The 25,565-nt window shown below is 46.3% G+C and carries 30 protein-coding genes; 4 read left to right on the top strand and 26 right to left on the bottom strand.

The window, feature by feature from the left end:
- Window positions 1–4: 4 nt before the first annotated feature.
- From VLG36_03800 to VLG36_03770, 7 genes are all read right to left on the bottom strand, one after another.
- Window positions 5–427 carry a ribonuclease H gene (locus VLG36_03800; protein ID HSW77896.1) on the bottom strand — a complete coding sequence of 141 codons (423 nt, stop codon included), beginning with the start codon at window positions 425–427 and terminating at the stop codon, window positions 5–7.
- A 33-nt stretch (window positions 428–460) separates the two neighbouring features.
- The gene (locus VLG36_03795) at window positions 461–1,123 is read right to left on the bottom strand and encodes a hypothetical protein (GenBank protein ID HSW77895.1); all 663 of its coding nucleotides are present in this window, start codon (window positions 1,121–1,123) and stop codon (window positions 461–463) included.
- 127 nt (window positions 1,124–1,250) lie between these two features.
- Entirely contained in the window at window positions 1,251–1,592 is a 342-nt protein-coding gene (locus VLG36_03790) for a YrdB family protein (GenBank protein HSW77894.1), read from the bottom strand.
- Complete coding sequence (locus tag VLG36_03785) at window positions 1,585–1,887, bottom strand: DUF427 domain-containing protein (protein HSW77893.1); 303 nt, start codon at window positions 1,885–1,887, stop codon at window positions 1,585–1,587. The genes VLG36_03790 and VLG36_03785 overlap by 8 nt, the downstream gene beginning before the upstream one ends.
- A 54-nt stretch (window positions 1,888–1,941) precedes the next feature.
- Window positions 1,942–2,745, bottom strand: coding sequence for an inositol monophosphatase family protein (locus VLG36_03780; GenBank protein ID HSW77892.1), 804 nt, complete (start codon window positions 2,743–2,745; stop codon window positions 1,942–1,944).
- A gap of 4 nt (window positions 2,746–2,749) precedes the next feature.
- Window positions 2,750–3,220, bottom strand: a complete 471-nt coding sequence (locus VLG36_03775; GenBank protein ID HSW77891.1) for a TspO/MBR family protein — start codon at window positions 3,218–3,220, stop codon at window positions 2,750–2,752.
- Between the two features lie 100 nt (window positions 3,221–3,320).
- A complete protein-coding gene (locus tag VLG36_03770) occupies window positions 3,321–4,688 on the bottom strand; it encodes a glycine--tRNA ligase (protein HSW77890.1) in 1,368 nt (455 codons plus the stop codon).
- Window positions 4,689–4,905: 217 nt separating this feature from the next.
- On the opposite strand from VLG36_03770, the gene VLG36_03765 reads away from it, so the two are divergent.
- Window positions 4,906–5,445 (top strand): hypothetical protein, encoded by a 540-nt coding sequence (locus VLG36_03765; GenBank protein ID HSW77889.1) that lies wholly within the window; start codon window positions 4,906–4,908, stop codon window positions 5,443–5,445.
- 158 nt (window positions 5,446–5,603) lie between these two features.
- On the opposite strand, the gene VLG36_03760 is transcribed toward VLG36_03765, so the two are convergent.
- The 10 genes from VLG36_03760 to VLG36_03715 all read right to left on the bottom strand — a co-directional run bounded on the left by VLG36_03760 (window position 5,604) and on the right by VLG36_03715 (window position 11,746).
- Window positions 5,604–5,759, bottom strand: coding sequence for a hypothetical protein (locus VLG36_03760; GenBank protein HSW77888.1), 156 nt, complete (start codon window positions 5,757–5,759; stop codon window positions 5,604–5,606).
- Between the two features lie 177 nt (window positions 5,760–5,936).
- Window positions 5,937–6,248 (bottom strand): hypothetical protein, encoded by a 312-nt coding sequence (locus tag VLG36_03755; GenBank protein HSW77887.1) that lies wholly within the window; start codon window positions 6,246–6,248, stop codon window positions 5,937–5,939.
- Window positions 6,249–6,430: 182 nt separating this feature from the next.
- On the bottom strand, window positions 6,431–7,111 hold the full coding sequence (gene recO / locus VLG36_03750) for a DNA repair protein RecO (protein HSW77886.1): 681 nt from the start codon (window positions 7,109–7,111) through the stop codon (window positions 6,431–6,433).
- A complete protein-coding gene (locus VLG36_03745; GenBank protein ID HSW77885.1) occupies window positions 7,108–7,482 on the bottom strand; it encodes a response regulator in 375 nt (124 codons plus the stop codon). The genes recO and VLG36_03745 overlap by 4 nt, the downstream gene beginning before the upstream one ends.
- On the bottom strand, window positions 7,479–8,222 hold the full coding sequence (locus tag VLG36_03740; GenBank protein HSW77884.1) for a HAMP domain-containing sensor histidine kinase: 744 nt from the start codon (window positions 8,220–8,222) through the stop codon (window positions 7,479–7,481). Before VLG36_03740 ends, VLG36_03745 begins: the two co-directional genes overlap by 4 nt.
- A gap of 29 nt (window positions 8,223–8,251) precedes the next feature.
- Window positions 8,252–8,917 carry a hypothetical protein gene (locus VLG36_03735; protein ID HSW77883.1) on the bottom strand — a complete coding sequence of 222 codons (666 nt, stop codon included), beginning with the start codon at window positions 8,915–8,917 and terminating at the stop codon, window positions 8,252–8,254.
- A 13-nt stretch (window positions 8,918–8,930) separates the two neighbouring features.
- Complete coding sequence (locus VLG36_03730; protein ID HSW77882.1) at window positions 8,931–9,452, bottom strand: methyltransferase domain-containing protein; 522 nt, start codon at window positions 9,450–9,452, stop codon at window positions 8,931–8,933.
- Entirely contained in the window at window positions 9,453–9,656 is a 204-nt protein-coding gene (locus VLG36_03725; GenBank protein ID HSW77881.1) for an exodeoxyribonuclease VII small subunit, read from the bottom strand.
- Window positions 9,637–10,734, bottom strand: coding sequence for an exodeoxyribonuclease VII large subunit (gene xseA / locus VLG36_03720; protein ID HSW77880.1), 1,098 nt, complete (start codon window positions 10,732–10,734; stop codon window positions 9,637–9,639). Before xseA ends, VLG36_03725 begins: the two co-directional genes overlap by 20 nt.
- The gene (locus VLG36_03715; GenBank protein HSW77879.1) at window positions 10,724–11,746 is read right to left on the bottom strand and encodes a lysylphosphatidylglycerol synthase transmembrane domain-containing protein; all 1,023 of its coding nucleotides are present in this window, start codon (window positions 11,744–11,746) and stop codon (window positions 10,724–10,726) included. Before VLG36_03715 ends, xseA begins: the two co-directional genes overlap by 11 nt.
- A gap of 23 nt (window positions 11,747–11,769) precedes the next feature.
- Here VLG36_03715 and VLG36_03710 point away from each other — a divergent pair, with 23 nt between their 5' ends.
- Window positions 11,770–12,966 carry a methyltransferase domain-containing protein gene (locus VLG36_03710; GenBank protein HSW77878.1) on the top strand — a complete coding sequence of 399 codons (1,197 nt, stop codon included), beginning with the start codon at window positions 11,770–11,772 and terminating at the stop codon, window positions 12,964–12,966.
- Between the two features lie 60 nt (window positions 12,967–13,026).
- Window positions 13,027–13,299, top strand: coding sequence for a 50S ribosomal protein L27 (locus VLG36_03705; GenBank protein ID HSW77877.1), 273 nt, complete (start codon window positions 13,027–13,029; stop codon window positions 13,297–13,299).
- Between the two features lie 65 nt (window positions 13,300–13,364).
- Here VLG36_03705 and VLG36_03700 read toward each other — a convergent pair whose 3' ends face one another.
- The 8 genes from VLG36_03700 to VLG36_03665 form a co-directional block, all read right to left on the bottom strand.
- Window positions 13,365–13,763, bottom strand: a complete 399-nt coding sequence (locus VLG36_03700; protein HSW77876.1) for a response regulator — start codon at window positions 13,761–13,763, stop codon at window positions 13,365–13,367.
- 46 nt (window positions 13,764–13,809) lie between these two features.
- The gene (locus VLG36_03695; GenBank protein HSW77875.1) at window positions 13,810–15,027 is read right to left on the bottom strand and encodes a S41 family peptidase; all 1,218 of its coding nucleotides are present in this window, start codon (window positions 15,025–15,027) and stop codon (window positions 13,810–13,812) included.
- 91 nt (window positions 15,028–15,118) lie between these two features.
- On the bottom strand, window positions 15,119–16,315 hold the full coding sequence (locus tag VLG36_03690) for a CHAP domain-containing protein (GenBank protein ID HSW77874.1): 1,197 nt from the start codon (window positions 16,313–16,315) through the stop codon (window positions 15,119–15,121).
- Window positions 16,316–16,363: 48 nt separating this feature from the next.
- Window positions 16,364–17,347 (bottom strand): permease-like cell division protein FtsX, encoded by a 984-nt coding sequence (locus VLG36_03685; GenBank protein HSW77873.1) that lies wholly within the window; start codon window positions 17,345–17,347, stop codon window positions 16,364–16,366.
- Entirely contained in the window at window positions 17,344–18,027 is a 684-nt protein-coding gene (ftsE, locus tag VLG36_03680) for a cell division ATP-binding protein FtsE (protein HSW77872.1), read from the bottom strand. The genes VLG36_03685 and ftsE overlap by 4 nt, the downstream gene beginning before the upstream one ends.
- A 57-nt stretch (window positions 18,028–18,084) precedes the next feature.
- Window positions 18,085–19,164, bottom strand: coding sequence for a peptide chain release factor 2 (prfB, locus tag VLG36_03675; GenBank protein ID HSW77871.1), 1,080 nt, complete (start codon window positions 19,162–19,164; stop codon window positions 18,085–18,087).
- Window positions 19,165–19,198: 34 nt separating this feature from the next.
- Window positions 19,199–20,479: a UDP-N-acetylmuramoyl-L-alanine--D-glutamate ligase gene (gene murD, locus VLG36_03670; GenBank protein ID HSW77870.1), complete on the bottom strand. Its 1,281-nt coding sequence runs from the start codon at window positions 20,477–20,479 to the stop codon at window positions 19,199–19,201.
- 9 nt (window positions 20,480–20,488) lie between these two features.
- The gene (locus VLG36_03665; protein HSW77869.1) at window positions 20,489–21,775 is read right to left on the bottom strand and encodes a pitrilysin family protein; all 1,287 of its coding nucleotides are present in this window, start codon (window positions 21,773–21,775) and stop codon (window positions 20,489–20,491) included.
- Window positions 21,776–22,099: 324 nt separating this feature from the next.
- On the opposite strand from VLG36_03665, the gene VLG36_03660 reads away from it, so the two are divergent.
- Window positions 22,100–22,699, top strand: coding sequence for a sugar transferase (locus VLG36_03660; GenBank protein HSW77868.1), 600 nt, complete (start codon window positions 22,100–22,102; stop codon window positions 22,697–22,699).
- A gap of 202 nt (window positions 22,700–22,901) precedes the next feature.
- Here the strand turns inward: VLG36_03660 and secA are convergent, their stop codons facing one another.
- On the bottom strand, window positions 22,902–25,523 hold the full coding sequence (secA, locus tag VLG36_03655; GenBank protein ID HSW77867.1) for a preprotein translocase subunit SecA: 2,622 nt from the start codon (window positions 25,521–25,523) through the stop codon (window positions 22,902–22,904).
- Between the last annotated feature and the right edge of the window lie 42 nt (window positions 25,524–25,565).

The following is a 25,565-nucleotide window of genomic DNA, read 5'->3' as shown; positions in this document are numbered from 1 at the left end:
AGTGTTATTTTTCCTCTAGATGTTTCTCGCGAGCTTTATTTGCCCATTCATCAGCCATCTCATTACCTGGATCGTTGTTGTGCCCGCGTACCCAAATCAACTGCGCATGCGAGTTACGATATAGCGGACAGACTTCCTGTACTATATCGAGGTTTTTGATCTCACCGCCTTTTTTCTTCCAGCCGTTCCTCTCCCAACCAAGCGACCATTTAGTGATGACATTAATCCAAAACTCACTGTCAGTATAGATTTCACATTCGGCGCCATCAGCATCTTTTAGAGCAGCAATAAGCGCCTTTCCTTCCATGCGAATATTAGTCGAGTCCGCCTCAGCACCCAAAACTTCAGGTTGCATGTTTTTTATCACGGCAAAGCCACCAGGACCAGGGTTGGGACTACAGCTCCCATCGGTATAATACGTAATCATGCTTTTTAGTATAGCGCACTTACGCGCCATACCTTATCTATCCGAATCCATCCCCAATTCGCAGAGTGTTTCTATCATTTCCTTACGCGATAGTTTGTCTGTTTCAAGTTTGTTGTTTTTTGCAATAATATGCCCCTGTATGAGGTGCTTAAAGAATATTGCGTCATTACGCCACAAGAAGTTGATTTGAAAATGGTCGATCGTGCTCATAACGCGACTGGCAATCGTAAGAGAACCAAACAGTGGACCCGTACCACACGACACGTTCAGTACATCCTCGATCTGAAAACTAATTGTATTTGACGTCCAGAAAAAGTCGCGTTTAATAATGCTTACCTTAGTACGATCAACGATAATACTGTCCGGAAAAAGTGTCACCGGAAAAACCGTCCGCGCGCTAGCCAAAACTTCATGGGATTTTTTAACGATATGTTTAAGATTTTCTACATCCCGAAGCTCTTTTTCTTTTTGCGCATCCACTTCGTTCTGTACCGGTGCAGGCGCGTGTGTAAAGGCGGCACGCTGCCAAGCTGGTAGCTGCACCTCCTTATGCAAGATATCTTTTACATCTCTAAAAGCCCTGGTCGCTACATTGCCCATTTTTTTACTCTGACGTACCAACATCTCATAAGGCGATCGGACATGGGGTATGTTTGTTGATGGGTTTTTTGTTTCAATAACTTCATCTTCGTTCATACCGTTACACGCACCTCCGATAAGGTTACCTCTATTATACAACCCCGTAGGCAAGCCATGCAAGATACGCCTCATATATGCGTTACAGAGGCGAAAAAAACTTTGCTGTTTTATTAGACAAAGATAGTCAAGACTGGTGCCAGATAAATACAAGGGTCATGTTTATTAGAGCAAGAATAGCCATAATGAGACCCTGCGTCTTATAGCCCGTCACATAAAGTGCAAGAGCTGCGAGCAAAAAAAGCGCTCCCGCAATAATTGGTACCCAAGGCCAACCTAGACGCTGAGTAGCCTGAGGAGCCATAAACATTCCCCAAAAAACCATAATAATTAGTGGTAATCCAAGCCCAAGAACCCATTTCAGAAGAGTCATTCCGCCTATGTGGTAGCCCCATACGCCAAAACCTACTACCATTGCAAGTTCCAGTAAGAAACTGAGCGCCAGGTTTATCATCTTCAAGCTATTCATGAATTTCTACACCATTCCAGAACGCCACGTAGTCAGCAAAGTTCTTGCCCGCGCGCTCAGTTGAGCCTGCTTTTGGCTCTGGATAGTACCATGCGCCAAATTCGTTAGTGTCACCCGTCACCACAATATCGTAGTAACTTGCCTCGCCTTTCCAAGGACACGTCGTATGATGGTCACTTTCGGTGAAAAACTCCCAGTGAAGTGCCTTTGGTGGAAAATACCAGTTTCCTTCAATCTTTATAAGATCTTCTTTAGGTGATTCTGCGATAACTTCGTTATTCCATACTGCTTTCATGCACTAAGTATATCAGTTCATCTCTATGACTGGATACTTTGTATTATCACAAAATTACGTAAGTAGCAGTGGTTCAATCGTTGCAAAGACATCTTCTAACTTGGCTATGATCGAAGGTGTTCCTGCAATCATTGCATTCGTTGTAAACGGTGCATCGTGCGATTCATTCAATAAATGGACAGTTCCACCAGCCTCACGAATAACCAAAAAAGCCGCTGCATTGTCCCATGGTTTAAGACCGTTATGATGATAGGCATCTATACGTCCGCATGCAACCCATGCAAGTATCAACACACCACTTCCGGGACAGCTTGTCCATGGCATGATACCTGTTTGCTCGTAAATCGCAAGATGACGCCGTAAGTTCCGTGACATCGCCTCATCGTCATAGCTATTGCTCGTTGCGATGCTCGCACCTTCTAGCACTTGCTGCGAACTCACATGAATTGAAATACCATTGCATAGTGCACCCTTACCTATTTCAGCCTCGTACAGCTCCTCACGGTATGGATCATACACGACTCCGCGAATTGACTGGCCATTCTCAATATAGCCGATGGAGATGGCAGATTCTCGCATATCTCGCTTAAAATTATACGTTCCATCAATTGGATCAAGTACAAAGCCCGTAAACTCCACCTCATACATTTTTTGCCGAACCGACTCTTCGTCTTCTTCGGATAGAATGGCAACTCCCGGAAAAGCCCGCTCAAGTTCATCCCGCAGAATATTTTGTGATTTAATATCCGCCACGGTTACAAAATCTTTGATATTTGATTTTTCAGTTGCTTCACGCTCGGTGCTCGAACGCATAAATGCGCCTGCTTTTTTAGCAGCTATCTTCATTTCATCAATCATACAACTAGTTTAACACCGCGATAGAAACGTTCAGGTATGTTGCAAAACAGATCCAAGCTATATACGGCACCAAAAGCCAAAACGCCGTGCGAGAAAAAGCACGAAAGAGAATCATCGTCACAGCAAGTGCAACAAAAAGTAACACGATCACCAAAGCCCCGCCCCATAAATTACGCAGACCGAAGAACATGACCGACCACAAAACATTTAAGAGTAGTTGAACAGCAAACGCAAGGTACGCTTGTTGCTTTGCTTTCTTCTTACCAACAGCTGTCCATACAAGATACAAGCTGACGCCCATCAGGATATACAACGCAGTCCATACAGGGCCAAACACCCAGTTTGGCGGATTAAGTAACGGTTTTTCGAGATGTGAGTACCAGGTTGGAATGGCTGAAACGGTCGCCAGGCTTCCTATTACTCCTGCCGATAAAGAGATGATAACTGATATAAGAAGTTTATTGATCTTGCTCATGTCTCAACTATAGCATAAGCGTTGTCAGCTTGACATTAAACTTCAGTAGCGTCTCATCCACTGATCGGAGAGCTTTCGTTCTTGAAGCCATGCAGCTCTCTTACTGTAGACTATCAATCGTCACGCGCGTTTGCGTGGTTGTATCGCGGTCACGGATTGTTACCGTGTTGTCTTCAAGCGTTTGAAAATCAATTACGACACAGTTTGGTGTACCGATTTCATCCTGGCGGCGATAGCGTTTACCAATATTGCCATTATCATCCCACATAACAGCTCCGTACTTCTTTTTGAGTATCATATATACTTCACGAGCTTTTTCAACAAGTTCAGGTTTGTTTTTAAGAAGTGGCGATACAGCATATTTAACTGGGGCCAACTCTGGGTCCAACTTTAAGACTGTACGAGATTCACCATTTTCAAGTTTTTCAACCGTATAGGCATCACTGAGCACGGCCAAAAACACACGACCCATTCCCATTGACGTTTCGAGAATCCATGGAATGTATTTTTCATTTGTAGTCGGGTCATTATAACGTAAATCTGTGCCAGAGAATTTCATGTGTTGAGTAAGGTCGTAGTCGGTACGATCGTGAACACCCTCAATCTCGTCAAAGCCAAGTGTTGGGTAGTTATATTCTATATCCCACGCATCCGAGGCGTAAAAAACTAGGTTCTCATGCTGCTTCCAACGCAAGTTCCCCGCCTTAATACCAAGTGAAAGATACCACTGCCAGCGCTCGTTTTTAATACGTTCGTACACTTCTTTATTCTCGTGTGGTTTTACAAAGTACTGTGTGTCAGCCTGTTCAAACTCACGCGTACGAAACAAGAAGTTGCGTGGACTAATTTCGTTTCGAAAGGCTTTTCCGATTTGTGCAATTCCAAACGGAATCTTGACTGGCATGGTATCAACAACGTTTTTAAAGTTGAGGTAAATTCCTTGGCACGCCTCACCAGGGAGATATACAGGACGAGAATCTTCGCCCGTAAAATCTCCGAGATTAGACTTTACTAGCAAGTTAAATGGTTTTACGTCGCTAAAATCTTTATTGCCACACTTTGGACATTTGATCTTATCACGATTTTCGTCAAATAATTTATTGAGCTCTTCTTCGCTCATCTTCTCGTCAGCTACTACACCAATCGCACCGAGCTCTTTGTCAACGCGGATCCTAGTGTGACACACCTTACACTCTGCAAGCGGATCAGAAAAACCACCAACATGACCAGACGCCTCCCATACGCGAGGGTGTTTAAAAATAGCCGAATCAATACCAACGTAATCATCACGGTCATAGACGTTTGCCTTCCACCATGATTTTTTAATGTTGTTGAGTAGTTCAACGCCATTAGGCCCAAAATCATACATTCCGGCTTCACCACCATAAATATCACTGCCCGGGTAAACAAAACCACGGCGTTTCGCAAGGCTGACAATATCTTCTAGTGTAATACTTTTTTCTTCCATATTGTCCAATTATAACAGAGATGATACGCATTGCGCATCCCCTATCTAATATTAGTGCTACCACCACATGCCCCATGTATGTTTTGTCCTTTTTACAATGACTACGCATATTATACTCATATTGCCTATGCTATACTTCGAAAGTCGATGCACGACCTACCTATCCAAGGAAAGGGCAGCCATGCCTCAGGACACCGAGTACACGAGAGCTCTTAAGATGATCGACCTCGCCGTGCAGCACGCCGGAGATGGATACACCGACATGGCTCGAACTGTCCTCAGGACAGCTCACCATGATGGACAGCTCGATCGTCCAGATCGCTTCGCCGGTCTTCTCCAGCATCAAGCGGCGACACTACTGATCGGTCTGATGACCGGAGGGTCGACGGACATCGCTACACGCGGTGTTACGCAGATCCTACGCGACATGCAGCGCCTTCGGAAGGAGGAGCGGACCAGCGTGCTCGCCTTGTGTGAGCGCATCATGGACCGCCTACCGCACGCGGTGAGCATCAACAGGAAGCTCGCAAGAGCAAACCAGCTCACCGAACAGCTCAACTACATCGGCGCCTTCACTGAGCTTCATCGTGCCATGGCTATGGCCAAGCACAACCAGCATCTGACCTCGCGCGTGACCACACGGAACGTTACCGATACCGGCAACACCATCATGACTCACCTGCTCCAGAACAACTCGCAGGACAGAGTCATGGCGATCATGCGTGAACTGCGGGCCAAGGGCCTCGTAGAAAAGTAGTGACACATCGACCCATACAGCCCTGGGCGCACGGCTATGTAAAATAGTGCGCCACTTACCCTGCTATTATCTATTAAAATACACATACTATACGCATACTGCTTATGGTATAATTTTTCTGGTCGACTTCCGCAATCGCACACCACCCAGAAAGGCTCTTAGCCATGGTGCACAACGATGTTTCGCGAAACCGATTCAAGCGAATGATCATGACGATCTTGCTGGCCATCGGCCGCATGTTCGGGCTCGATCGCACGCCCAGCTCCCCCTCTGTCTCCGATCGCCCACCGAGCAAGGCTCGACAGGACAAGCACGGGGCCGAGGAAGCCCGCCAGCGATTCCAGCGAGCAATTTCAATGCTTGATCTCGCCGTCTCCCATGCCCAGCATGGATGCCCGGATGCAGCCCGCACCAACCTCAGCGCCGCCTGGCCAGATCTCAGGCACAATGCCGCAGCACGCATCCAGTACCGCGCCACCACGGCGCTCGTCCTAGCCCTCGAAGGCAACGTCCGCCAGGCTGCCGCGCACCTGGATCAGGCGCTCAGCGCTTACACTGCCGCCCATAGTACTCTCACCCCCGTCGTTCGTGAACGCATCCATCAGCTCTGCACCGACACCATGGAGTACCTGCCCCATAGCCGTCACATCGAACAAACTATTCGTGAAGTTTACATTGCCAGGGAACGAGGAGATTACGTTACGGCACTTCGCTTGCTCGAGCAAGCCGACAATACATGCACTCAGCATGTACGGCTCGTTTCGCCACGCACAACCAGCAACCGGCTCTCGGCCTGGTACCACATCCTGGAGGATATGCATCGTCGCGGTGGACGTTCGACCCGCACCATCCTGGATGCGTTCCGCCCTCGGCAGTCCGCACCAGCTACGCCCTTCACAGGCGCAGTCGCCTAACAAAACGGAAGGATGACGTTTAGCAGCCCCCGGCGCACGGCCGTTTAAAAATAGTGCGCCACTTTTCCTGTCTATAAAGCAATTGCCGCATGTTGACGGGCAGTCCTTAAACATGCCGGAAGAATTGGTTCTATACCACCGATCTGCGCCAGAACTTTTAGAGACTTGGCATTCACAAGGCGTAAAAACTTAATATGATCCGCAGTTAAATCACCGTTTACAGCCGCCCTCAGTCCTTGCTCTCCCACATCATAAAGATAAACTTGATCAGAGCTTAATTTTTGTCCATTAATATCATTCGTGAGGCTTAATTCGCGCCCCAGAAGCGTCGCATACCTAAGATAAAACCATATTTCAACCACGCCGCGTGGAATTGTTTTCACATCAAGACCCATAAAAACTTCTTGTAAAACTTCAAACCACTCAGGTTCGTCAACCGTTTCCGTAGCACGCGAAACCTGCTTAACCACTTCGTAGCCAAACTGCATAGTATCGTAATCTTCTAAAATATGTCGATAAAATTGAATCAGTCTTGCTGAAGTTAAGATACCCAGTTCACCCCTGCCACTACTGATAACCACATCACTAACCGCGAACAACTCTATACCACCGGCCAACTTGCTTTTCTCACGGCGCACTCCACGCGCCATAACGTTCCGTTTTCCCTCAGGAGTAAGAAGATGCAAGATTCGATCAGCCTCACCATAGTTCGTACGACGCAGCACGATCGCCTGCGTACGAATCGTCGTCATAGCAACACCTTCTTTATCGCAACAACAAGGTCTTGTGGCGCCATTCCCGCCTTATCTAAAACATCACAAATACCATATGCTTTCACATCCTCTTCAGCAATTTCACTAGCGCTCGTCGTACATAAGATAACTGGAATTGAAGAAAGATCATCGTGTGATTTTAGCTCATGTAGCAAAGTAAACGCATTAGGTCCTACAAGTAGTAAATCAAGAACCAAAGCATCTGGCAGCGTCATATCCAGCGAGTCTATCGCTGCTAGCGCATTCGATACTGTTTCAGACCTAAATCCCGCCTCAGCCAGTGTTCGTTGATAGTGCTCGGCCATCCATTCATCATCTTCTACAATTAAAATGTATGGTGTTTTCGTCATAAGAGCCTCAACTGCGATGACGCAACTAAGTCCACATAGAATGTAGCACCATCGCGGTGTCTAGTAGCGCCAATTCGTCCGTGCATTACAGCAGCAAATTGACCCGCTACGTACAACCCGAGACCGCTTGCTTGTGGACGTGCATGGAGCGTTTGCGTGTTTGTCCCCAGATTGGACTGCAGACGCTGCCATATGTCTGGCGGAACAGCGGGACCATAATCACGCACCCCCATGCGGATTTTACCACCGCTTTCATGCGAACTAATTTTTAATTCAACCGGCTCCGTACCTTCTGCATAATGAAGCGCGTTATCGCCGAAATTTAGCATAATCCTCCGTAGTAAATCACGATTTGCTACAACCAATATAGGCCGATACCGCGATGCGACGCGAATCTGTCGGTTCTTCGCCTTATAAAGCGGCGTCAGTTCATGCGCGACTTCTTCACACAACTGACGCGGATTAAGTGGTTCTAACTCGAACAAGCTATCTTCGAGTCGCGACGAACGCGACAAGTCAGTCGTTAACCGAAGAGCGCGCTCGCTTGTTAACGTAATTTGTCGAAACATCCGTTCCCGCTCGGATCTACTGATCGTCCCCGTCTCTAGCGAAAGTGAAAGTTGACGGATAAGAGCAAGCGGCGCCTTAAGTTCATGCGCGGCGGTGAGCAAAAAATACAGATCACCATTACTATCTGGCGATCCGTCTTTTACTTTTAAGAACCCCTCGTCCCCTGTCATACTACCTCTAGTGTAGCACGCCAGTACCTCTATTGGTTAAAATCAATCGTCTTGATCAGGTTTTCAAAATCAGGCTTAAAGGTGTCTGCGTCCGTTCTAAATGTTACGGTTTTATCACGAATTTGATAGATAACCACTGCACCACGAATGTCTGGTGTAAACTGGCCGTCAAGACGCGTACCATTGTGACCGTTCGAAGTTGTTGCACTTGAATGAAGATTACCGTTCTTTACCTTTTCCTGGTAAGACTGAACTACTTGAGCATAGTCCTTTTGCTCGATCGTAACGCGCAGAGCAAATTGTTGTTTTTCCCCAAGTGGCGGTACTGTTATTGGATTAAGATAGGCGTTGTATGTCGTACCCGAAGAACCAGAACCATCGCTTGCAACGAATGCGCTCCAGGTTTTAGGATAATTAAACACAAGGCGGCCAAGGTTGTCCGGCCCAACAAACTGGCGATTAGGTTCTTTCTCACGTTCAGCAAATTTTGCCTCATCCTCGTTAGCCTTATCGTTTTTTGCTTGTGCAACAGCCAAGGCGATCTTATTATCAACGTCAGTTTTTTGCTGATCGTAATTAACATACGCCCAGATAGCCGCTGAACCAGCTGCTAGCACGAGCACTGCCAGTCCGATAATAGCGATCATCGAGCCACTTATCCCACCCGCTTCGTGTTTATGTTGATACATACTCATGGCGCTATTATACTTATGGCTTATTCCGTTGTAAAGGATGAAAGACAAAGAGGTGGTGTGCGCCGAGTTCCTTTAAAGGCTGAACGCTATGGAACGAGCTACCGTATGTTATAACATGCAGCGACGTTCCTAACCTGTCGGCTTCCTCTTGTAGCTTTCGAGCCAATTTTCTGACATCACGTTCAACTGTAAATGCATAGACAAGAGTTGTTTGCAGTGGTAACTTTACCAACCAAAAATCGCTCAAATGTACTTCTACATTTTTGTTCTTCCGAGATAAAAACCGAGCAATAGCCACGAGCGCAGGGTTTAATTCGTATCCTACCGCACGGGCACCTCGTGCCACAGCTAGCCGTAGAATAATACCATCGCCCGACCCTACATCCACAACTAGATCATCCGAACTAACTTTATACAGATCTTCGAATGCTCGTTCGACTTCTTTACGGTGACTCGGCACATATGGCGCACCTCGAAACACAACAAAACCAAATAGTAATACAATCGCTGCAAATAGCCAAAAGCCCCACATCATCTATACCTCGTCGAATCTCTTTTTGACGATTGTAACTTCATTTTTTAGGGCCTGAAGGTCATGTTCAATTTCAGTTGCCAATTTCTCAGCTTCTTTAAACCTATCAAGCGCTTGCTCTAATTCAAATTCATCACTGTCGAACCACGATACAAGTTCATCAAGTTTAGCTGTCTTTTCTGCAATACTAGGCTTTTGTGCTGACATTTCGTACCTCCGCTGTAATCAGTTTATCGCTTTTTTCAATTTCTATCATGCCACCTACGACAATATCCCCTCTGACTAGTGCGTAACCGCGAGCAAGGACTTTGCGTGGATCAAGCTCTACCAGTACTCGTCGCACCTGAGTCAGCCGCTCCTCGTAACGTTCATGACGTCGGTCGATCGATTCAAGTGCAGCTTCTATTTTGCCTCTCACTTCTTTGCCCCACCGGTCTATCGCCTGTTCCGTTCGAGGTAACAACGTAAATATGCGCGCGCGGACGCTCCTCACAATCTCGTCCCTATCTGGTACAAGAATCTGTGCAGCATTACTCGGCGTCGCGGCACGCACATCAGCCACCATATCTGCGAGACTTACATCAACCTCGTGTCCCACACCCACAAGTGTCGGCGCACGGCTAGAAGCAATCTCGCGTACTAACAGTTCATCGTTAAACGCGCTCAAATCATCTGCGCTTCCGCCTCCTCTAATAATCACAATAACTTCAGGTAGGTTTTCTTGTTCATTAAAATACTTAAGAGCCCGAATTATCTGATCCGGTGCAGCCTGACCCTGAACTTGCACATGAGCAACGTCAATCTTCAAGCCACCCCAGCGATCATTCACGATTTTCATAAAATCAGCATACCCAGCCGCATCTGTACTACTGATAACCGCGATATGCCGTGGAATCGTAGGTAGCTGTCGCTTGCGTTCTTGTGCAAACAATCCCTCTTTTTCCAGCTTAGCTTTTAGCAACTCAAAACTCTTTTTTAGGTGACCTTCTCCGCTCGGTCTAACCGTGCGAACCGTTAGACTAAACTTTCCCCACTGTGTTAGCTTGGGAGTCGCCGAGACGATCACTTTCATACCATCTTCAATCGGCAAGCGGAGTTGCCATACAGTCATAAAGCAGCTAATACTGCCACTCTTGTCCTTCAGATCAAAAAAGACATACTTGCCTTGATTGACCTTGAAGCTCGCAACTTCTCCCTCAACCGCAACTGTCGGGAAAGCGTATTCAAGCGTCTGGTTTGCAATCGCAATAAAATCACTGACGCTTAAGAGAATCTCATTTTCCATATTTAAGCAGCGCTCGCTGGTAGAATAGATAGCCCAGCACGATCGTCCCTAATAACAAAATCACCCTTGTTAAAACGATACCCGCAATAGCAGTTCCTTTGTCGAGACCAGCAACCGCCAAAAACGCTACCATGATAGCCTCGTAAGCACCAGCACCACCCGGAGTAACTACAAAGAAGCCAGCAATTGTTGCGACGCCATAGGCGATCAAAATAGGCGCTGGGTTAACTGGGGCGCCTAAAGCCCAAAATGTAATTAAAAATAACGAGACGTCTAACGCAGTAAATACCAGTCCCCATGCTAACGGTTTTATGAGAATCGCCTTATCATGTTTCAGCGCCAAGTAGTCTTCATGCATCTCCATAAAAAACACTTCAGTCTGCTTTTTATTGAGAACCCGATCTTTCTTGCCGAATGTCGCCCGACGTACTATCCGGTTAATTGTTCGTACAGTCCAGCTAGAAAAACTCACAATACGCTTAGGGCTACTTAAAAGATATACTGCCGCCAACAAAACACCCATCATGAGCGTCACAAGTAACGAACTCATTAAAATAATCCAGCGGTTAATACTACCGTCCAGCGTCACAATAAACACCGCGATCAAAAGCAAAATAATAAATGCCACAAACCCCATCGCATAGCGCACAACCTGCGCCATCGTTGCCCTACCTGACGAAACCCCATATTTACCTAACCGCCATGACATATACGATACGCCGCTCACACCGCCGCTAGGTAGTAGATGATTCACAAAGTTCATTTCCAATGCCATGCCAGCAAGTGCCGGACCGGATATTTTTTTGATAGAGTCTTTCGCCCTCAGATACGAAAACATCATCTCACCGCCCGTATAGTAAACCAATATTTGGCCAGGGATTAGCAAAAGAAGGATCCAAATATTTACCCTACCTAGCAGCTCCCAAGCCCGCAACAACTCGTGTCGGGAGAAAAATATGATAACCGCAATTAAAACCAGTGTTATTACACTTAACCAAGCTCGAAATGACATGACTCTAGTATATACTAAATGATATGTATATTGCGATTTTAGGACGGCAGCCGGCACTCGGCGTTGGAGAACTCGAACATTTATATGGACCAGACAGCGTTCATTGGTTTTCAGACCAATCCGCGACAGTCAGTTCGACTCACTTTTCATTAGAAACACTGGGCGGCACACAGAAAGCTGGTCGCATTCTTATAGAGCTTTCGCATGCCGACTGGCGCCGTGCCAGCATGAAAATCGTCCAAACTTATAGTAAGGAGTGGGCAGCTAAAACCGGCAAAATCACACTCGGCATTAGTGCTTACGGATTTGAAGAATCGTCGCGTGATATCCAAAAAACCGGCATTATTCTCAAGCAAAAGTTAAAAAACTCTGGCGTCAGCCTTCGTCTTATTCCTAACACCGAAGCAGCTCTTAGTAGCGCCACCTCACACCACAATAAGCTTGGCTCCGCGCCAAATAAAATAGAACTGCTCATTCTTCGAGCACGTAACGGCCGAGTCATCATTGCCGAGAGTATCGGTACGCAAAATATTACCGCCTATGCCTTGCGTGACCAAAAACGGCCAAAACGCGACGCTTTCGTGGGCATGCTTCCTCCAAAGCTTGCTCAGATCATGATAAATCTCGCATCACCCACCTCTCTACCCGAAACCTCTAACGACCGCTCCGGAGAGGAGCCTCGTCTTCTCGACCCTTTCTGCGGTACAGGCGTCGTCCTGCAAGAGGCCGCACTCATGGGCTATCATGTTTATGGCACTGACCTTGCCGATAAAATGATTGAATTTAGCGAAGCAAACCTTAAATGGCTTGCGGAGTCACACAATACAACAGTTAGTGTCGACCTCCACCAAGGTGATGCTATGGAGGCCAAATGGCAGCAACCAATCGATTCCGTTGTATGCGAGAGCTACTTAGGACAGCCATTTAGCGCTCCTCCATCTCCAGCTAAGCTAATGCAAGTAAAAGACAACTGTAACTATATTATTTCAGCATTTCTAAAAAATATTGGCCCTCAAATCGCACCCGGCACCCCACTCTGCGTAGCGATCCCAGCTTGGCGCAATTATCAGGGAGAATTCACTCACTTACCGCTCACACGTCAGCTTGAACACCTAGGTTTTAGTCAGTATAAGTTCAACAACGTCAAACCAGAGGACTTGCTCTACTACCGCGAAGATCAGATTGTCGCACGCGAACTGCTCGTGCTCATAAAGTCTTGACGAAACAGTGGTTTACAAGTACAATAGAACGGATTGATTTAGAAACGTTAAGGAGTACTCATGTCACACGTTAAAGCAGGTGGTTCTAGCAAGAACATCCACAACAACGCCGGCCAACGCCTTGGTGTGAAGCGCTTTGGTGGTCAAAAGGTCAGTAATGGAGAAGTTCTCGTTCGCCAAACTGGCAGCACTAAAATCGCTGGTCCCGGCACATACATTAGCAAAAACTTCACAATCCACGCTGCTGTTGATGGTGTTGTTACTTTTGATAAGGTTAAAAAAGGCCACTTTACTGGCAAAACCGTTCCTCGTACCCGTGTCAGCGTTCAATAGCTGATCGGCTCTATAAAATAAATACCCCCGTCTCTCGGGGGTATTTATTTTAACTGCAAATTTATCTATTTCTGAGGTTGATCAGCTGTCATACCAAGGTGAAAACGAACTCGTTCAACAACATCACCAATAACCACCTGCGATTTAACTAGATAATCGTCAACGCCTAGCGCCTCAGCACGCTCTTTATCTTTAGGCTGGCTCAGGGCCGTAAGCATAATTACTCGTGTATTGGTTGTTTCAGGGGTATTACGCAAGATGTCCAACACATCAAACCCACTAATTTTTGGCATCATCGCATCAAGCAATACAAGGTCAGGCTTAAATTCAATCGCCGCAGAGAGCGCTTCCTCACCGTTATTCACTTCACGGATTTCAAAGCCTTCTAGCTCTAAACGAGATTTATAGACCGCAGCAAGTGCTGTATCATCTTCAACAAGTAATATTTTCTTCTTTGTGTCCATAACTACCTCTAATATTACTCAATGTTAGTAAAAAGCACAAGCATGGCTATTCTCCAAGATGGCTCATTGCCGCCGTCATCTGTGGATCATTGCCAGCATTCATATCATCAGCCGTGAGTTTAACTGTCTGATCAGGAGTAATTCCCTGCTTATCGATATTCTGGCCATTAGGCGTGTACCAGCGTGCCACTGTTACTTTTAGTTTAGTTCCAGCGCCGAGATCAAGTACTTTTTGTACCGTTCCCTTACCATACGTCTTTTCACCTATAAGCGTTGCGACTTTATAGTCCTTTAATGCACCTGATACAATCTCGCTCGCGCTCGCCGTACTTCCGTTTACTAGTACTATCGTTGGGATGCCGGCTAAAACAGGATTATCACCAGAAGTCAGTTGATCAGTTGTTTGACCGTTCGTACGCTCTGAAACCACCAACTTATCCTTTACCCAAAGCCCGGCTACGTCTTGTGCTGCGGTAATATAACCACCACCATTATCGCGAAGATCCAGAATTATACCTTTTACATTTTGCTGCTTAAAGTTCTCAGCTGCTTTTTGCGCCAAGAGTCCCGTCTGGTCGTCAAACCGACTGATCGTCAAAATTCCAACACCGTTTGTAATTTTACTGTCAACACTTGGGTTATCTACTGTTGCACGTGTTACTGTAAAGTCTTTTTGGGCTGTACCGCGCATAATTGTCATCTTTACGGTAGTGCCTACGTCACCACGCACCGCCGTTGCAGTCTGATCGGCTGACCAGCCACTCGTTGACTGATCGTTAACTGCCAAAATAACGTCTCCAGCTACAAGTCCTGCCTTTTCGGCTGGATTACCTGGCAAAATCCGGATAATCGTTGGTTTATCGCTTCTCAGACCAATCTCTGCACCGATACCACCGCCAATATTGCCCGAAAGATCATTATCAAACGCACTTGCTTCTTTAGCATCCATAAATACCGTGAATTTGTCACCTGCAGCTGCGACAAGACCCTTGCTTGCACCATCAACAAGCGCTTTTGTATCGAGTTTACCGTCATAGTTTGCTGCAAGTTGTTGGTAAGTTCGCTGCACAGAACTAAGATCAAGTGTTCCTGTTACGACCTTAAAGCCAAAAACAGGCGCAATTGCACCAACGACGTCCGCACTTCGCGTGCCCGCCACAAACCCAAGTATTGCCGTAATCGCAATCGTCAAAAAATATATGTTTTTAGTAATACCGGCCGATCGCTTGTGCGCATTCGCCATAGTATGTTGGTTATCTGCCACTATAGAATCATTCCCTCTCTTATCAGTAAGCTTCTACAAGTATAGCGCACTCCAGGTGGAGCGCGCTATACTTCCTATGCTTTTCTTTCTCTTAGAAATAGATGTATTGCTGATAAGTTCCAATTGGAACTTGCATCTTACTATAGTTACCCCAGCCAGAACCACCAGCGTTGTAGTAATTGTATTGGCTAACGATCATCGTACCTGCATTTTGGTCGACACTTTCAACCCAAACGATGTGGCCAGGTTCACCGCCCGACATAATAACACCGGCAGCATGTGCACGTGGCACGGGACTCACTGTATACCCTGCTGCATGGCCACTCGACGGCCAGTCATAGGCGTTGCCCCAACTAACTGGTGCGTAACCCGTTTCTTTGTAAACGCGCCATGCGACATAGCTTACACACTGACGACAGCCATAGCCTAGACCATCAGTACCGTTCCCATCGACACCGCCGTAAGACCACGCATTGGCATCGACATAGCAGTTAGATGAGTTCCATGGGTAGTCTGTCGTACCGGGTAATACAACCCCCGTTCCACGACCACCGCTAGCGGCAGCAATAGCAGCCTCAATTGCAGCCTGTTGTTGCTGTTGTACCTGAAGTTTTTTTGCTTCACGATCGGATGCGAGACTCTGGTATGCGTTTTCTTGGCCTTGTGTTTGAGCAAGTAAGGCGTTTTGCGCACTCTCTTGGTCAGCAAGAGCCTTGCGTGAATTAGTCTGGTCAGCAAGCGTTCGCTGTACATCTGCTTTTTGATTTTCAAGGTCAGCCTTTAAAGCCCTAATTCGAGTAATAGCCTCGGTAAGCTGCGTTTGAACCGAAGAACGGTACGTTTGCTTGTCAACATAATCTCCAATGTTCTTACTACTAGCTAGCATTTCGAGTGGCGATATAGATCCATCGATATAAAGGTCAGCAATAGTCGTACCGAGGGCCTTCTGGTTATCGGAAATTTGCTGTTGAGTTTGAATAATCTGCTCTTGCAACTTGTTGTACTTTGCCTGACTCAAGTCAATTTGCGCCTGGATAATAGCCTTCTGCTTTTCGATACCAGCAATCTCTTGCTGTAGTGTTCCTATTTGCGTTCGGAGTTGACCAGCCTGAGCAGTATATTGGTCTATCTCGCTTTGTAATGCAGTAATCTGATCGTCAAACTTATCAGCATATACACGAGGCATAATCGAGAGTGGTGCGGCTATAACCATCAAAATGGCAGAAGCTACAAGCATTGAACGTGTAACTAACCCTTTTGAAACTGGTGTGGTGGACCGCTGTTTCATTAGCCTGATATTACCACAAGCACGATGAAATGTCAACCGTATATACAACTAGATCTTGAGGTAGCGTCGAGTGGCAAGAAGCGCGGAAATAATACCAATAATAGCACCGAGGATAATCATACCAAGCAAGACAACAACAATATAAACTGTCGCAAGATGTATCGTGTTGTCGATACCAATACCATAACTCATTAACGTGTTTTTAGAAGCGTACAAAAGCCCAACACCAAGACCTGTGGCGATAATGGCTGCAATAAAGCCATATACAACCGCCTCCACAATAAACGGTCCGCGAATAAAACTACGATCAGCACCAATAAGCTTCATCATCTGAATCTCGTCACGGCGGTTAAAGATAGCCATGCGAATAGTGTTGAAAATAATCAGTGACGAGATTGCAATGAAGATAATACTAGCAACAAGACCTGCTTGTTCGGCAAAGTTTACCCAGCGACCGATATTATCAATGGCGGTCTTACGGTCACCTGCAAAAGATGGTGCACGATTTGGATCAATATCCCTTTTAAGTGTTGGATCAGTGTTTACAAAGTTGCGCAACTCGTCGGTCTTATTAATATCGACCGGGCTAATGCGGAACGTTCCTGGAAACTCGTTGGTTGCCTCGTTTAATGCGTTAAGCGTTCCAGCATCGCCACTATTTGCTTGAGCAAATTCTTGACGCGCTTCTTCAGGGCTGACATAACGAACATCACGAACCGAATTTTTAAGATTTTTAAGACCAGTTTCTATATTTTGAATATCATCGCTCGTCGTATCAGTTTTGACATAGATTGACATATCCACTTTATCGCGGATTTCGCTGACCGTATCAAGCAGGACACTACGAGCAGATAGCGTTACAAATACCACTAAAAGCGTGATAGTCATAACCGCCGTAGCAGCGATTGTAAGCCATGCATTACGGCTGAAGTTGCTTACACCATATTTACACATACGCACAAACGTCAGCCACTGGCGACGGTGATGTTTTTGCTGAGAAAAAGCCTTGGCGTCCAGTTTACGCTTACTCATTGTCTGTAACTCCCCTGCGCTTGATCACTGGTAATTTTGCCGTGTTCCAACGTGACAACACGACGCTTCAGCTTGTTAACGATGTCAACGTTATGAGTTGTCAAAAGTACCGTTGTACCGTACTTGTTGATTTTTTCAAGCAACCGAACAATATCCCAACTGTGGCGTGGGTCAAGATTACCCGTTGGCTCATCGGCGATAAGGATTTTTGGCTGACGAACAACGGCACGAGCAATCGCGACACGCTGACGTTCACCACCGGACAGCTGGTGTGGAAATTGGTTTTCTTTACCGGCAAGGCCAACAAGCTCAATCACCTTTGGTACGGTATTCTTAATTTCACGGTTAGTCATGCCAGCAATTTCAAGGGCGAAGGCTACGTTTTCAAACACAGTACGCTGCGGCAGCAACTTAAAATCTTGGAATACTACGCCAATTTTACGGCGCAATAGCGGGATATGCTTATCTTTTAACGTATCGTAATCAATACCACCTACGACAATCTTGCCGCTAGTTGGCTTTTCTTCGCGAGTAAGTAATCTTAGGAGTGTTGTTTTGCCTGCACCGCTGGTACCGACTAAAATGACGAACTCATTTGGTTCGACATGTAAGCTTATACGGTTGAGCGCAGGTTTGGCATCTTTTCCGTATGTTTTAGTTACCCTATCTAAAAGAATCATCGCTGTCTATAGTATACCATAATCACTTTTATGGCTACAGATCGGCTAGTGTTTTAACTAATTCATACCATGCTCAAGATAGGCAGTCATAAAGCCGTCTAGCTTGCCGTCGAGTACGCTTGAAGCATCACGATCTTCATATTTAGTACGAGTATCCTTCACCATAGTGTAGGGGTGCAACACGTAATTACGAATTTGGCTTCCCCAGTTTGCTGATTCACCGGCATGTAAATCACTGACATTTTCAGCATGCTGCTCTAGTTGCAGCTGTGCTAATTTTGAGCGTAAAATACGCATAGCCGTTTCTTTATTTTGAAGCTGCGATCGTTCATTTTGAATAGCAACCACAATGCCAGTTGGAAGGTGCGTCACGCGCACAGCGCTATCTGTCGTATTAACGCTCTGACCACCATGGCCGCCTGCCCTATAAACATCTATTTTTAGGTCTTTGTCACTGATACTAACCTCCTCAGGCGCTTCAATCTGAGGTAGGATCTCGACTAGCGCGAAGCTAGTTTGTCGGAGGTTGTCGCTATTATACGGACTGAGACGAACAAGTCGATGTACGCCGTTTTCAGAACGCAGTCTTCCGTACGCGTAAGGACCTGTAATTTCAATCACACTCGCTTTAATGCCCGCTTCATCGCCAACGGAACGTTCCACAATTGATGTTACAAACCCGGACTTTTCTGCCCAACGCAAATACATTCGCTCAAGCATTTCAGACCAATCCTGAGCATCAGTCCCACCGGCTCCAGCACTAATACGAATGATAGCGTTATGGTCATCGTATTCACCATTAAAAAGTAGTTCTTTTTTACGCTCGGCAAACTCAGCTTCAAGCGCACTGACCTGACCCTCGAATTCTCCAAGTAGACTATCGTCACCAAGCTCCATCAGCTCATGCATATCCTCAGCTTGAGCACGAAGTGTCTTCCATGGTGTTACCATAGCGTTCAAACTAGCAAGTTGCTTGCTCTTATCCTGAGCATATACGGGATTGTTCCAAATTTCGGGCGCCGCTAATTCATCCTCGATCGTACTCGCCAAGGCAGCTTTGTCTTCAATTGCCAGTTGCGTATAGGCAGCCAATATCGACTGACGCAAGGCATCGAGCCGTTTTAACAATGGCTGCATAATTCCTCTCCTCTTGTACTTTTATTGTAGCAGATTATAAATTTTTAACCGCTGCAATAAACTGGTCTCCGCGGTCTTTGTAGTTTTTAAACATACCAAAACTTGCGCACCCCGGGCTTAATACCACCACATCGCCCGCGTGCGCCTGGACTGCTGCAATTTTAACGATTTCATCCATCGTAATAGTTTCACCTAAATTAAGATATGGAATTCCTCGAGGCTTCAACACTGCCTCAATTTTTGGTGCTTCAGAACCAATCAACAGAGTAACTCTGATATCCGCCTTCTCGGCAACTTCAGCCACCGATGTGAAATCAGCCCCTTTGCTTGAACCGCCTAAAATCAGCACTTTTGGTGCGTCAAATGCGACCATAGCAGCGATAGCGCTGCCTGGTGTAGTAGCGATACTATCATCGTAATAGCGAACGTTTCTTTTCTCGTCAACTAGCTTAAGTCGATGGGGTAACCCGGTAAATTCAGAGAGACCTCGTGCAATAACTTCACCATCTTGCACATACGACCAAACTGCGTTGATTGCCGCGCAGGCATTATCTTGATTATGCACGCCTGGAATTACTAGTTCATCCGTTGAACAAAGTTGTGTTTTGCCATACCAAAATGCACCATGTGCTACGTGAGCAGCGGTTTCAAACTGGTAAGGTTGTTTCATCCCTTTTGACTGTTTCGCAATTATGGCTGAGTGAGGATTATTAACATTGTATACCGTAATATCGTCTTCATTCTGATGCAGTACGATATTCGCTTTAGCTGCAACGTATTCCTCGAAACTAGCATGGACATCCAAATGATCCGGCTCAATCATGAGCACCACAGCTACATGCGGTGATTTTTCAATATCCCACAGTTGAAAGCTACTCATTTCGTACACAACAATATCTGTTTCAGCAATTTTTTCGAGTTCATCAAGCGCAGGCATACCGATATTACCAACTAGATGAACTGCTTTACCACTCGTACGCAAAATACTTGCGATCAGACTGCAGGTCGTTCCCTTGCCCTTACTGCCCGTTACGCCAATGATTGGCGCCGGACACTCAGCAAAAAATTCATTAGTTGCCGACCATACCTTGCCATCTGTTTTAATTTTACGTGGCGCAAGGCCCGCCGTTCGGACAACCATGTCGAAGCCATCTAGCTTCTCAAACACCCCTAAACCTAGGATCGTTTTCGCCTCTACCGGTAAATCCAGTATATCTTCGCGTTCATCAATAATCGTTACATCATGTCCATGACGCATAAAATAATCGTAATTTGATTTACCTTCAACTCCATAGCCTGCGATAGCGATCTTCATAGCTTCATTCTAACGCTTTTCAAACAAACGAGCGAGCTTATCATTCAACTCGACGATCTCACTCTTTTCACCGCTGCTTACACCGGCAAGTACCCATGCGTCGCTGGCAATAAACTCGCGAGCCGTTTCAATCATTTGTTCACGATTTGTCTTGCGAATAGAATCTGGAACCTTTTCATACTCCTTTACTACACCATCGGCAAAGTAACGACCTGTGTAGAAGTTACTGATCTGCGCTACCGTTTGAGCTCCCATTTGGTAGCGACCAAGCGCATACGACTTAGCTGCCGCTAGTTCGTCCTCGGTAACTTTCCCGTCCATGACATATTTCATTTCGCGTACGATAATATCAAACAGTCCATTTGCCGTATCAAGGTTTACCTGACCGCCAAAGTCCCAACTACTGTCATGAAACCCAACTGATGTATCGGAGAATACGCCGTAGGCAAGACCTTTTTTACGAGCCGCACCATAGATACGTGAATGCATAGTACCGGTTAAAATATGGTCAAGAATATTCATTGCCTCAGCTTCGTCATCCGTAAGCTCACGTGGCAGCGTAATCGACCAACCAAATGTTAGGTTAGATGCTTCTTTACGACGTATGAGCGTAGGATTTGCACTTGTCAAAATATCACGCGGGACCTCAAATCGCTCACCCTCTGGTAGCTCCCACTCCGCCAGCTGGCGTTTGATCTCACTCTTGCGACCCTGCAACTTACCGGCAATCACAAAACACATATTTTTTGCAGTATGCGTGCGCTTATGATGTTCGCGAATATCGGTAAGACTCACATTTTGAATTGTCTGTAGACGCTGCCAAAATGTATAGACGTCCTCGCCGAGCAGTTGCTGAATTTTTGGCCACAATACTCGGTTGTGATTATTCAGATAACCCGTAAGCTCACTCTTCACGTTGCCTTTTTCAGCCTCAAGTTCACTTTGATTGAACTTTGGCTCACAAATGGCCACACGCTGCAATGCAAGAATACGTTCCCACTCAAAGTCAGCGCAATCCGCCACGTAAACCATAGAGAGATCACTCGTATAGGCGTTATGGTATGCGCCATTTTTTGTAAACTCAGCCTCATAATCGTGCTCGCTCTTAAATAACGCGTTAGCTCCAAATGCCATATGTTCCATCACGTGGGCTGTTTCATAAATGTCCCTGCTCCGAACATAACGGTTTCCTGCACGAAACTGAAACTGAAAGCTCATGACGGTGGCGCCTGGAATATCAATCAGCAGACCGCGCGCACCGCTAGGAAGCTTCACTTCTTCAACTGTATGTTTCAAAATCCTCTCCTAATCTAGGTTCTCGCTAAAATACTGTCCTCTATTTTGACACTTTTTACGGATGATTACCACCTTCTCTTCTGTGTTTTTATAAGATTTTTAGTCAGTGTGACGAGAATGCCACACACTAGCACCTTCACTCAGTAAAGTCCATGGCTTAACGTGTATTGACGAACCAGAGGAGTATTACCAAACTTTTGTTAGTCACCTATTTTAAACGAAGAGTGCTAGCGATGCGGTACGGACTGCTTGACTGAACGCTTATGTTATGATATAAGTATAGTTATACGCTCCATCCCTCTCGCATAGAACGGAGGCGCCATCATGGTGCCCGCGTCGTACCTCTCCACCAAGACCCTGCCGTATGGCGCTCGCCGCGTCAAGCTTGCTGTCGACCTACTCGTTGGGGCACTGTTCTTTGTGCCTCTCGTCCTGCTCGTCACCGTCAATGGCGTCTACTGCCTCCTCAATGGGGGTGGTCTGCCACTGGTTAGCGAGCCGCGTATGGGAAGGAACGGATCGTTCAAGTTCTACAAACTACGTGTTCGGTCACGCAAGGGCCAACCTACCCGCTTCGGGGAGTTCCTCCGTCGCTGGGGGATCGACGAGATCGGTCAGGTACTCAATATCCTCAAGCGGGATATGAGCCTCGTTGGTCCTCGCCCGGTAACTCCGGAACAACATGGTCGCTACATTGAAATCGACTCACGCTTCACGCAGCGGTATGGCGCTCTGCCTGGCCTCTTGGGCTTGGGCATCGGCACTGTAACCAACCGTCTGTGTGTACAGCAAGAAGTACAAGACACTGGATTGCTCCGGCTCGAGTACGATCTGTCGTACGCACAGGAGTGGTCGTGGCGGCTCGAGTTCAAAGCTATAAGGGTTTCGCTCGTGGACATAGTCCACGGACACGACCCGTCGTAGCCCCTACGCGCAGGTCTTAGGTGGTCGCCCCCGTCGAAACTCGACGGGGGCTTCTTCCTTTTACGGAAATAGAAGCATTATCGGTGAGACGTCTACCAGCGCAGTTTCACCACGCAACCACCGCATGATGAAAGAAGCCCGGGCTTCGGATATACCCTAAGGGAGAATCCGAAGCGCCGGGCGCTTTCATTTTTTGCTATTTTTACTTGCGATTCTTTTTGCGATTTTGGCGTTCGCTTTTTTTCTTTTTGCGAACATCGTTCTTGTGTTTGCTTACTTCAGCGATAGTCTTGGCTTTTTTAACTTTAAAATCACTGTCGCGACTTTCCTCACCACCAGTCACTTCGTTTACGCCGCGCTCAACAGCAGACTCTGCAAGGCGGGTTAATTCAGTGTCATGTTCCTCTTCTTGCTGCACAGTGATATCACTCGGACGAACGTGCATAATTGCACGCAACACTTCGTCGCGCAGTGTTGCCTGTAGGCTCTCGAAGAGCTTCTGTGATTCAGCACGGTATTCTACTAGCGGATCACGTTGACCGACAGAACGCCAGTGAATACCTTCACGGAGATGTTGCATGTTCTCAAGGTGCTGCATCCAAAGCGTATCCAGGATCTGCAGATAGACTTCTCGCTCCACTTTGCGAAGGACTGTTGCGGTTAGCTCATCTTCTTTGTCCTTATAAAGCTTTTCGACTAGGTCCTTAGCCTGCTGAAGACGGATCTTGTCCTTCTTCTCATCACCAATCTCAGTAATTCTCTTCTTATCAAGCGGAAATACTTCTTCAAACTCATCAACAAACTTAAGATTGTTCTTGGCGGGTACGTACGTCAGCTCAAGTACTTTATCGGCAATCAAGCGTTCGATTTCTGATTTAATGTCATCACCCTCAAGAATCTTGCGGCGCATCACATAAACAACACGGCGGTGGCGATTAATAACATTGTCATACTGCACAACGTTTTTACGTGTATCAAAGTTGTAGCCTTCGACACGCTTTTGCGCAGACTCGAGCGTCTTAGACACAGCCTTATTCTGAATTGGCTGATCTTCTTCTACGCCAAGACGATCCATCAGGCTCGCGATACGCTCACCTTGGAAAATACGCATTAGGTCGTCTTCGGTTGAAACGTAAAATTGTGTTTCACCTGGATCTCCCTGACGTCCAGCTCGACCACGAAGCTGATTGTCAATACGCCGAGACTCATGTCGCTCAGAACCGATAACCACCAGGCCACCGAGTTCTTTTACGCCTTTTCCAAGCACAATATCGGTACCACGACCGGCAATATTCGTTGCTAGTGTTACCGCGCCTTTTTCGCCCGCTTTAGCGATAATCGCAGCCTCACGTTCGTTGTTTTTAGCGTTCAAGATCTCGTAAGGAATTTTTTCCTTATCAAGCCAGCTAGCAATCAACTCGTTTTTTGAGATTGAAGCCGATCCCACCAAAACCGGACGCTTCTCTTTGTGATATTCCTTAATTGCATCCGCAACAGCCTTCAGCTTTCCCTTTTCCGTCTTAAAGATCAGGTCTTCTTTGTCATCACGAACAACTGGCATGTTAGAAGGAATCTGAATAACATCGAGGCTGTAAATCTGTTGGAATTCTTCTGCCTCAGTAAAGGCCGTACCAGTCATACCAGAAAGCTTCTTATATAAACGGAAATAATTCTGGAATGAGACCGTTGCAAGTGTCATACTCTCTTGTAGTACATTCACACCTTCTTTCGCCTCAATGGCCTGGTGCAAACCTTCGTTGTAACGACGACCCTGCATTAAACGACCCGTGTGTTCGTCCACAATGATGACTTCGCCATCATTTGTAACCACATAATCTTTATCACGCTTGAACAAGGTTTGTGCTCGAAGTGCTTGGTCCATATGATAGACAGAACGTACATAATCTGGCGTGTACAAGTTTTTTATACCTAGCATCTTTTGCACTTTTTCAACGCCTTCGTCCGTCAAAGACACGCTGCGACGCTTTTCATCTAGTGTATAGTCTTCAGACGTTAGTTTCGCAGAAATTTTTGCAAATTGGTAATAGCTATCAGGATTTTCAGCAGCCGGTGCGCTAATAATAAGCGGCGTACGGGCTTCGTCGATGAGAATCGAGTCAACCTCGTCCACGATCGCAAAGTTCAATTCGCGTTGACGAAGAAGATCTACTTCATTCACCATGTTGTCACGAAGGTAGTCGAAGCCAAATTCGTTATTTGTACCGTAAGTAATATCTGCGGCATATACTTCTTTACGACTAACCGGACGGAGTTTACGCATACGAGGATCGTCATGTGCTTCATTATTGTAGTCAGGGTCGTAGATAAACGAAGCGTCGTTAATAATAACACCGGTAGAAAGCCCCAAAAAGTCGTACAGTTTACCCATCCAGCTTGAGTCACGCTGCGCGAGATAATCGTTTACAGTCACCACATGCACACCCTTGCCTTCAAGTGCGTTTAGATAAACTGGAAGTGTTGCGACAAGTGTCTTACCTTCACCAGTTTTCATCTCAGCCACATTACCGTCATGAAGGGCCATGCCACCGATCAGCTGCACATCAAAGTGACGCATACTAAGAACACGATCGCTCGCCTCGCGAACAAGCGCAAATGCATCGGGCAAAATATCATCAAGTGTCACCTTTTTATCTTCAAGACGCTTTTTTAGAACGGCCGTCTGTTTTTGTAACTCAGGCGTCTTCATTGCCTTATACTTGTCGGCAAGTGCATTAATTGCACCGACTTTTTTCTCTAAACTCTTAACAATCCGTCGCTGCGGATCACCAAAAATCTTCGTTAACGCTGATTGTCGGCTGACCATAAAATCCTCATCCCTCCGGTGAACTGAAACTTCTGTAAAATA

Source organism: Candidatus Chromulinivoraceae bacterium, assembly GCA_035478595.1.
GTDB lineage: Bacteria > Patescibacteriota > Saccharimonadia > Saccharimonadales > Saccharimonadaceae > CAMLKC01.
Note: the sequence above shows the minus strand (reverse complement) of the source record. Positions and strands in the feature narration are given on the sequence as shown.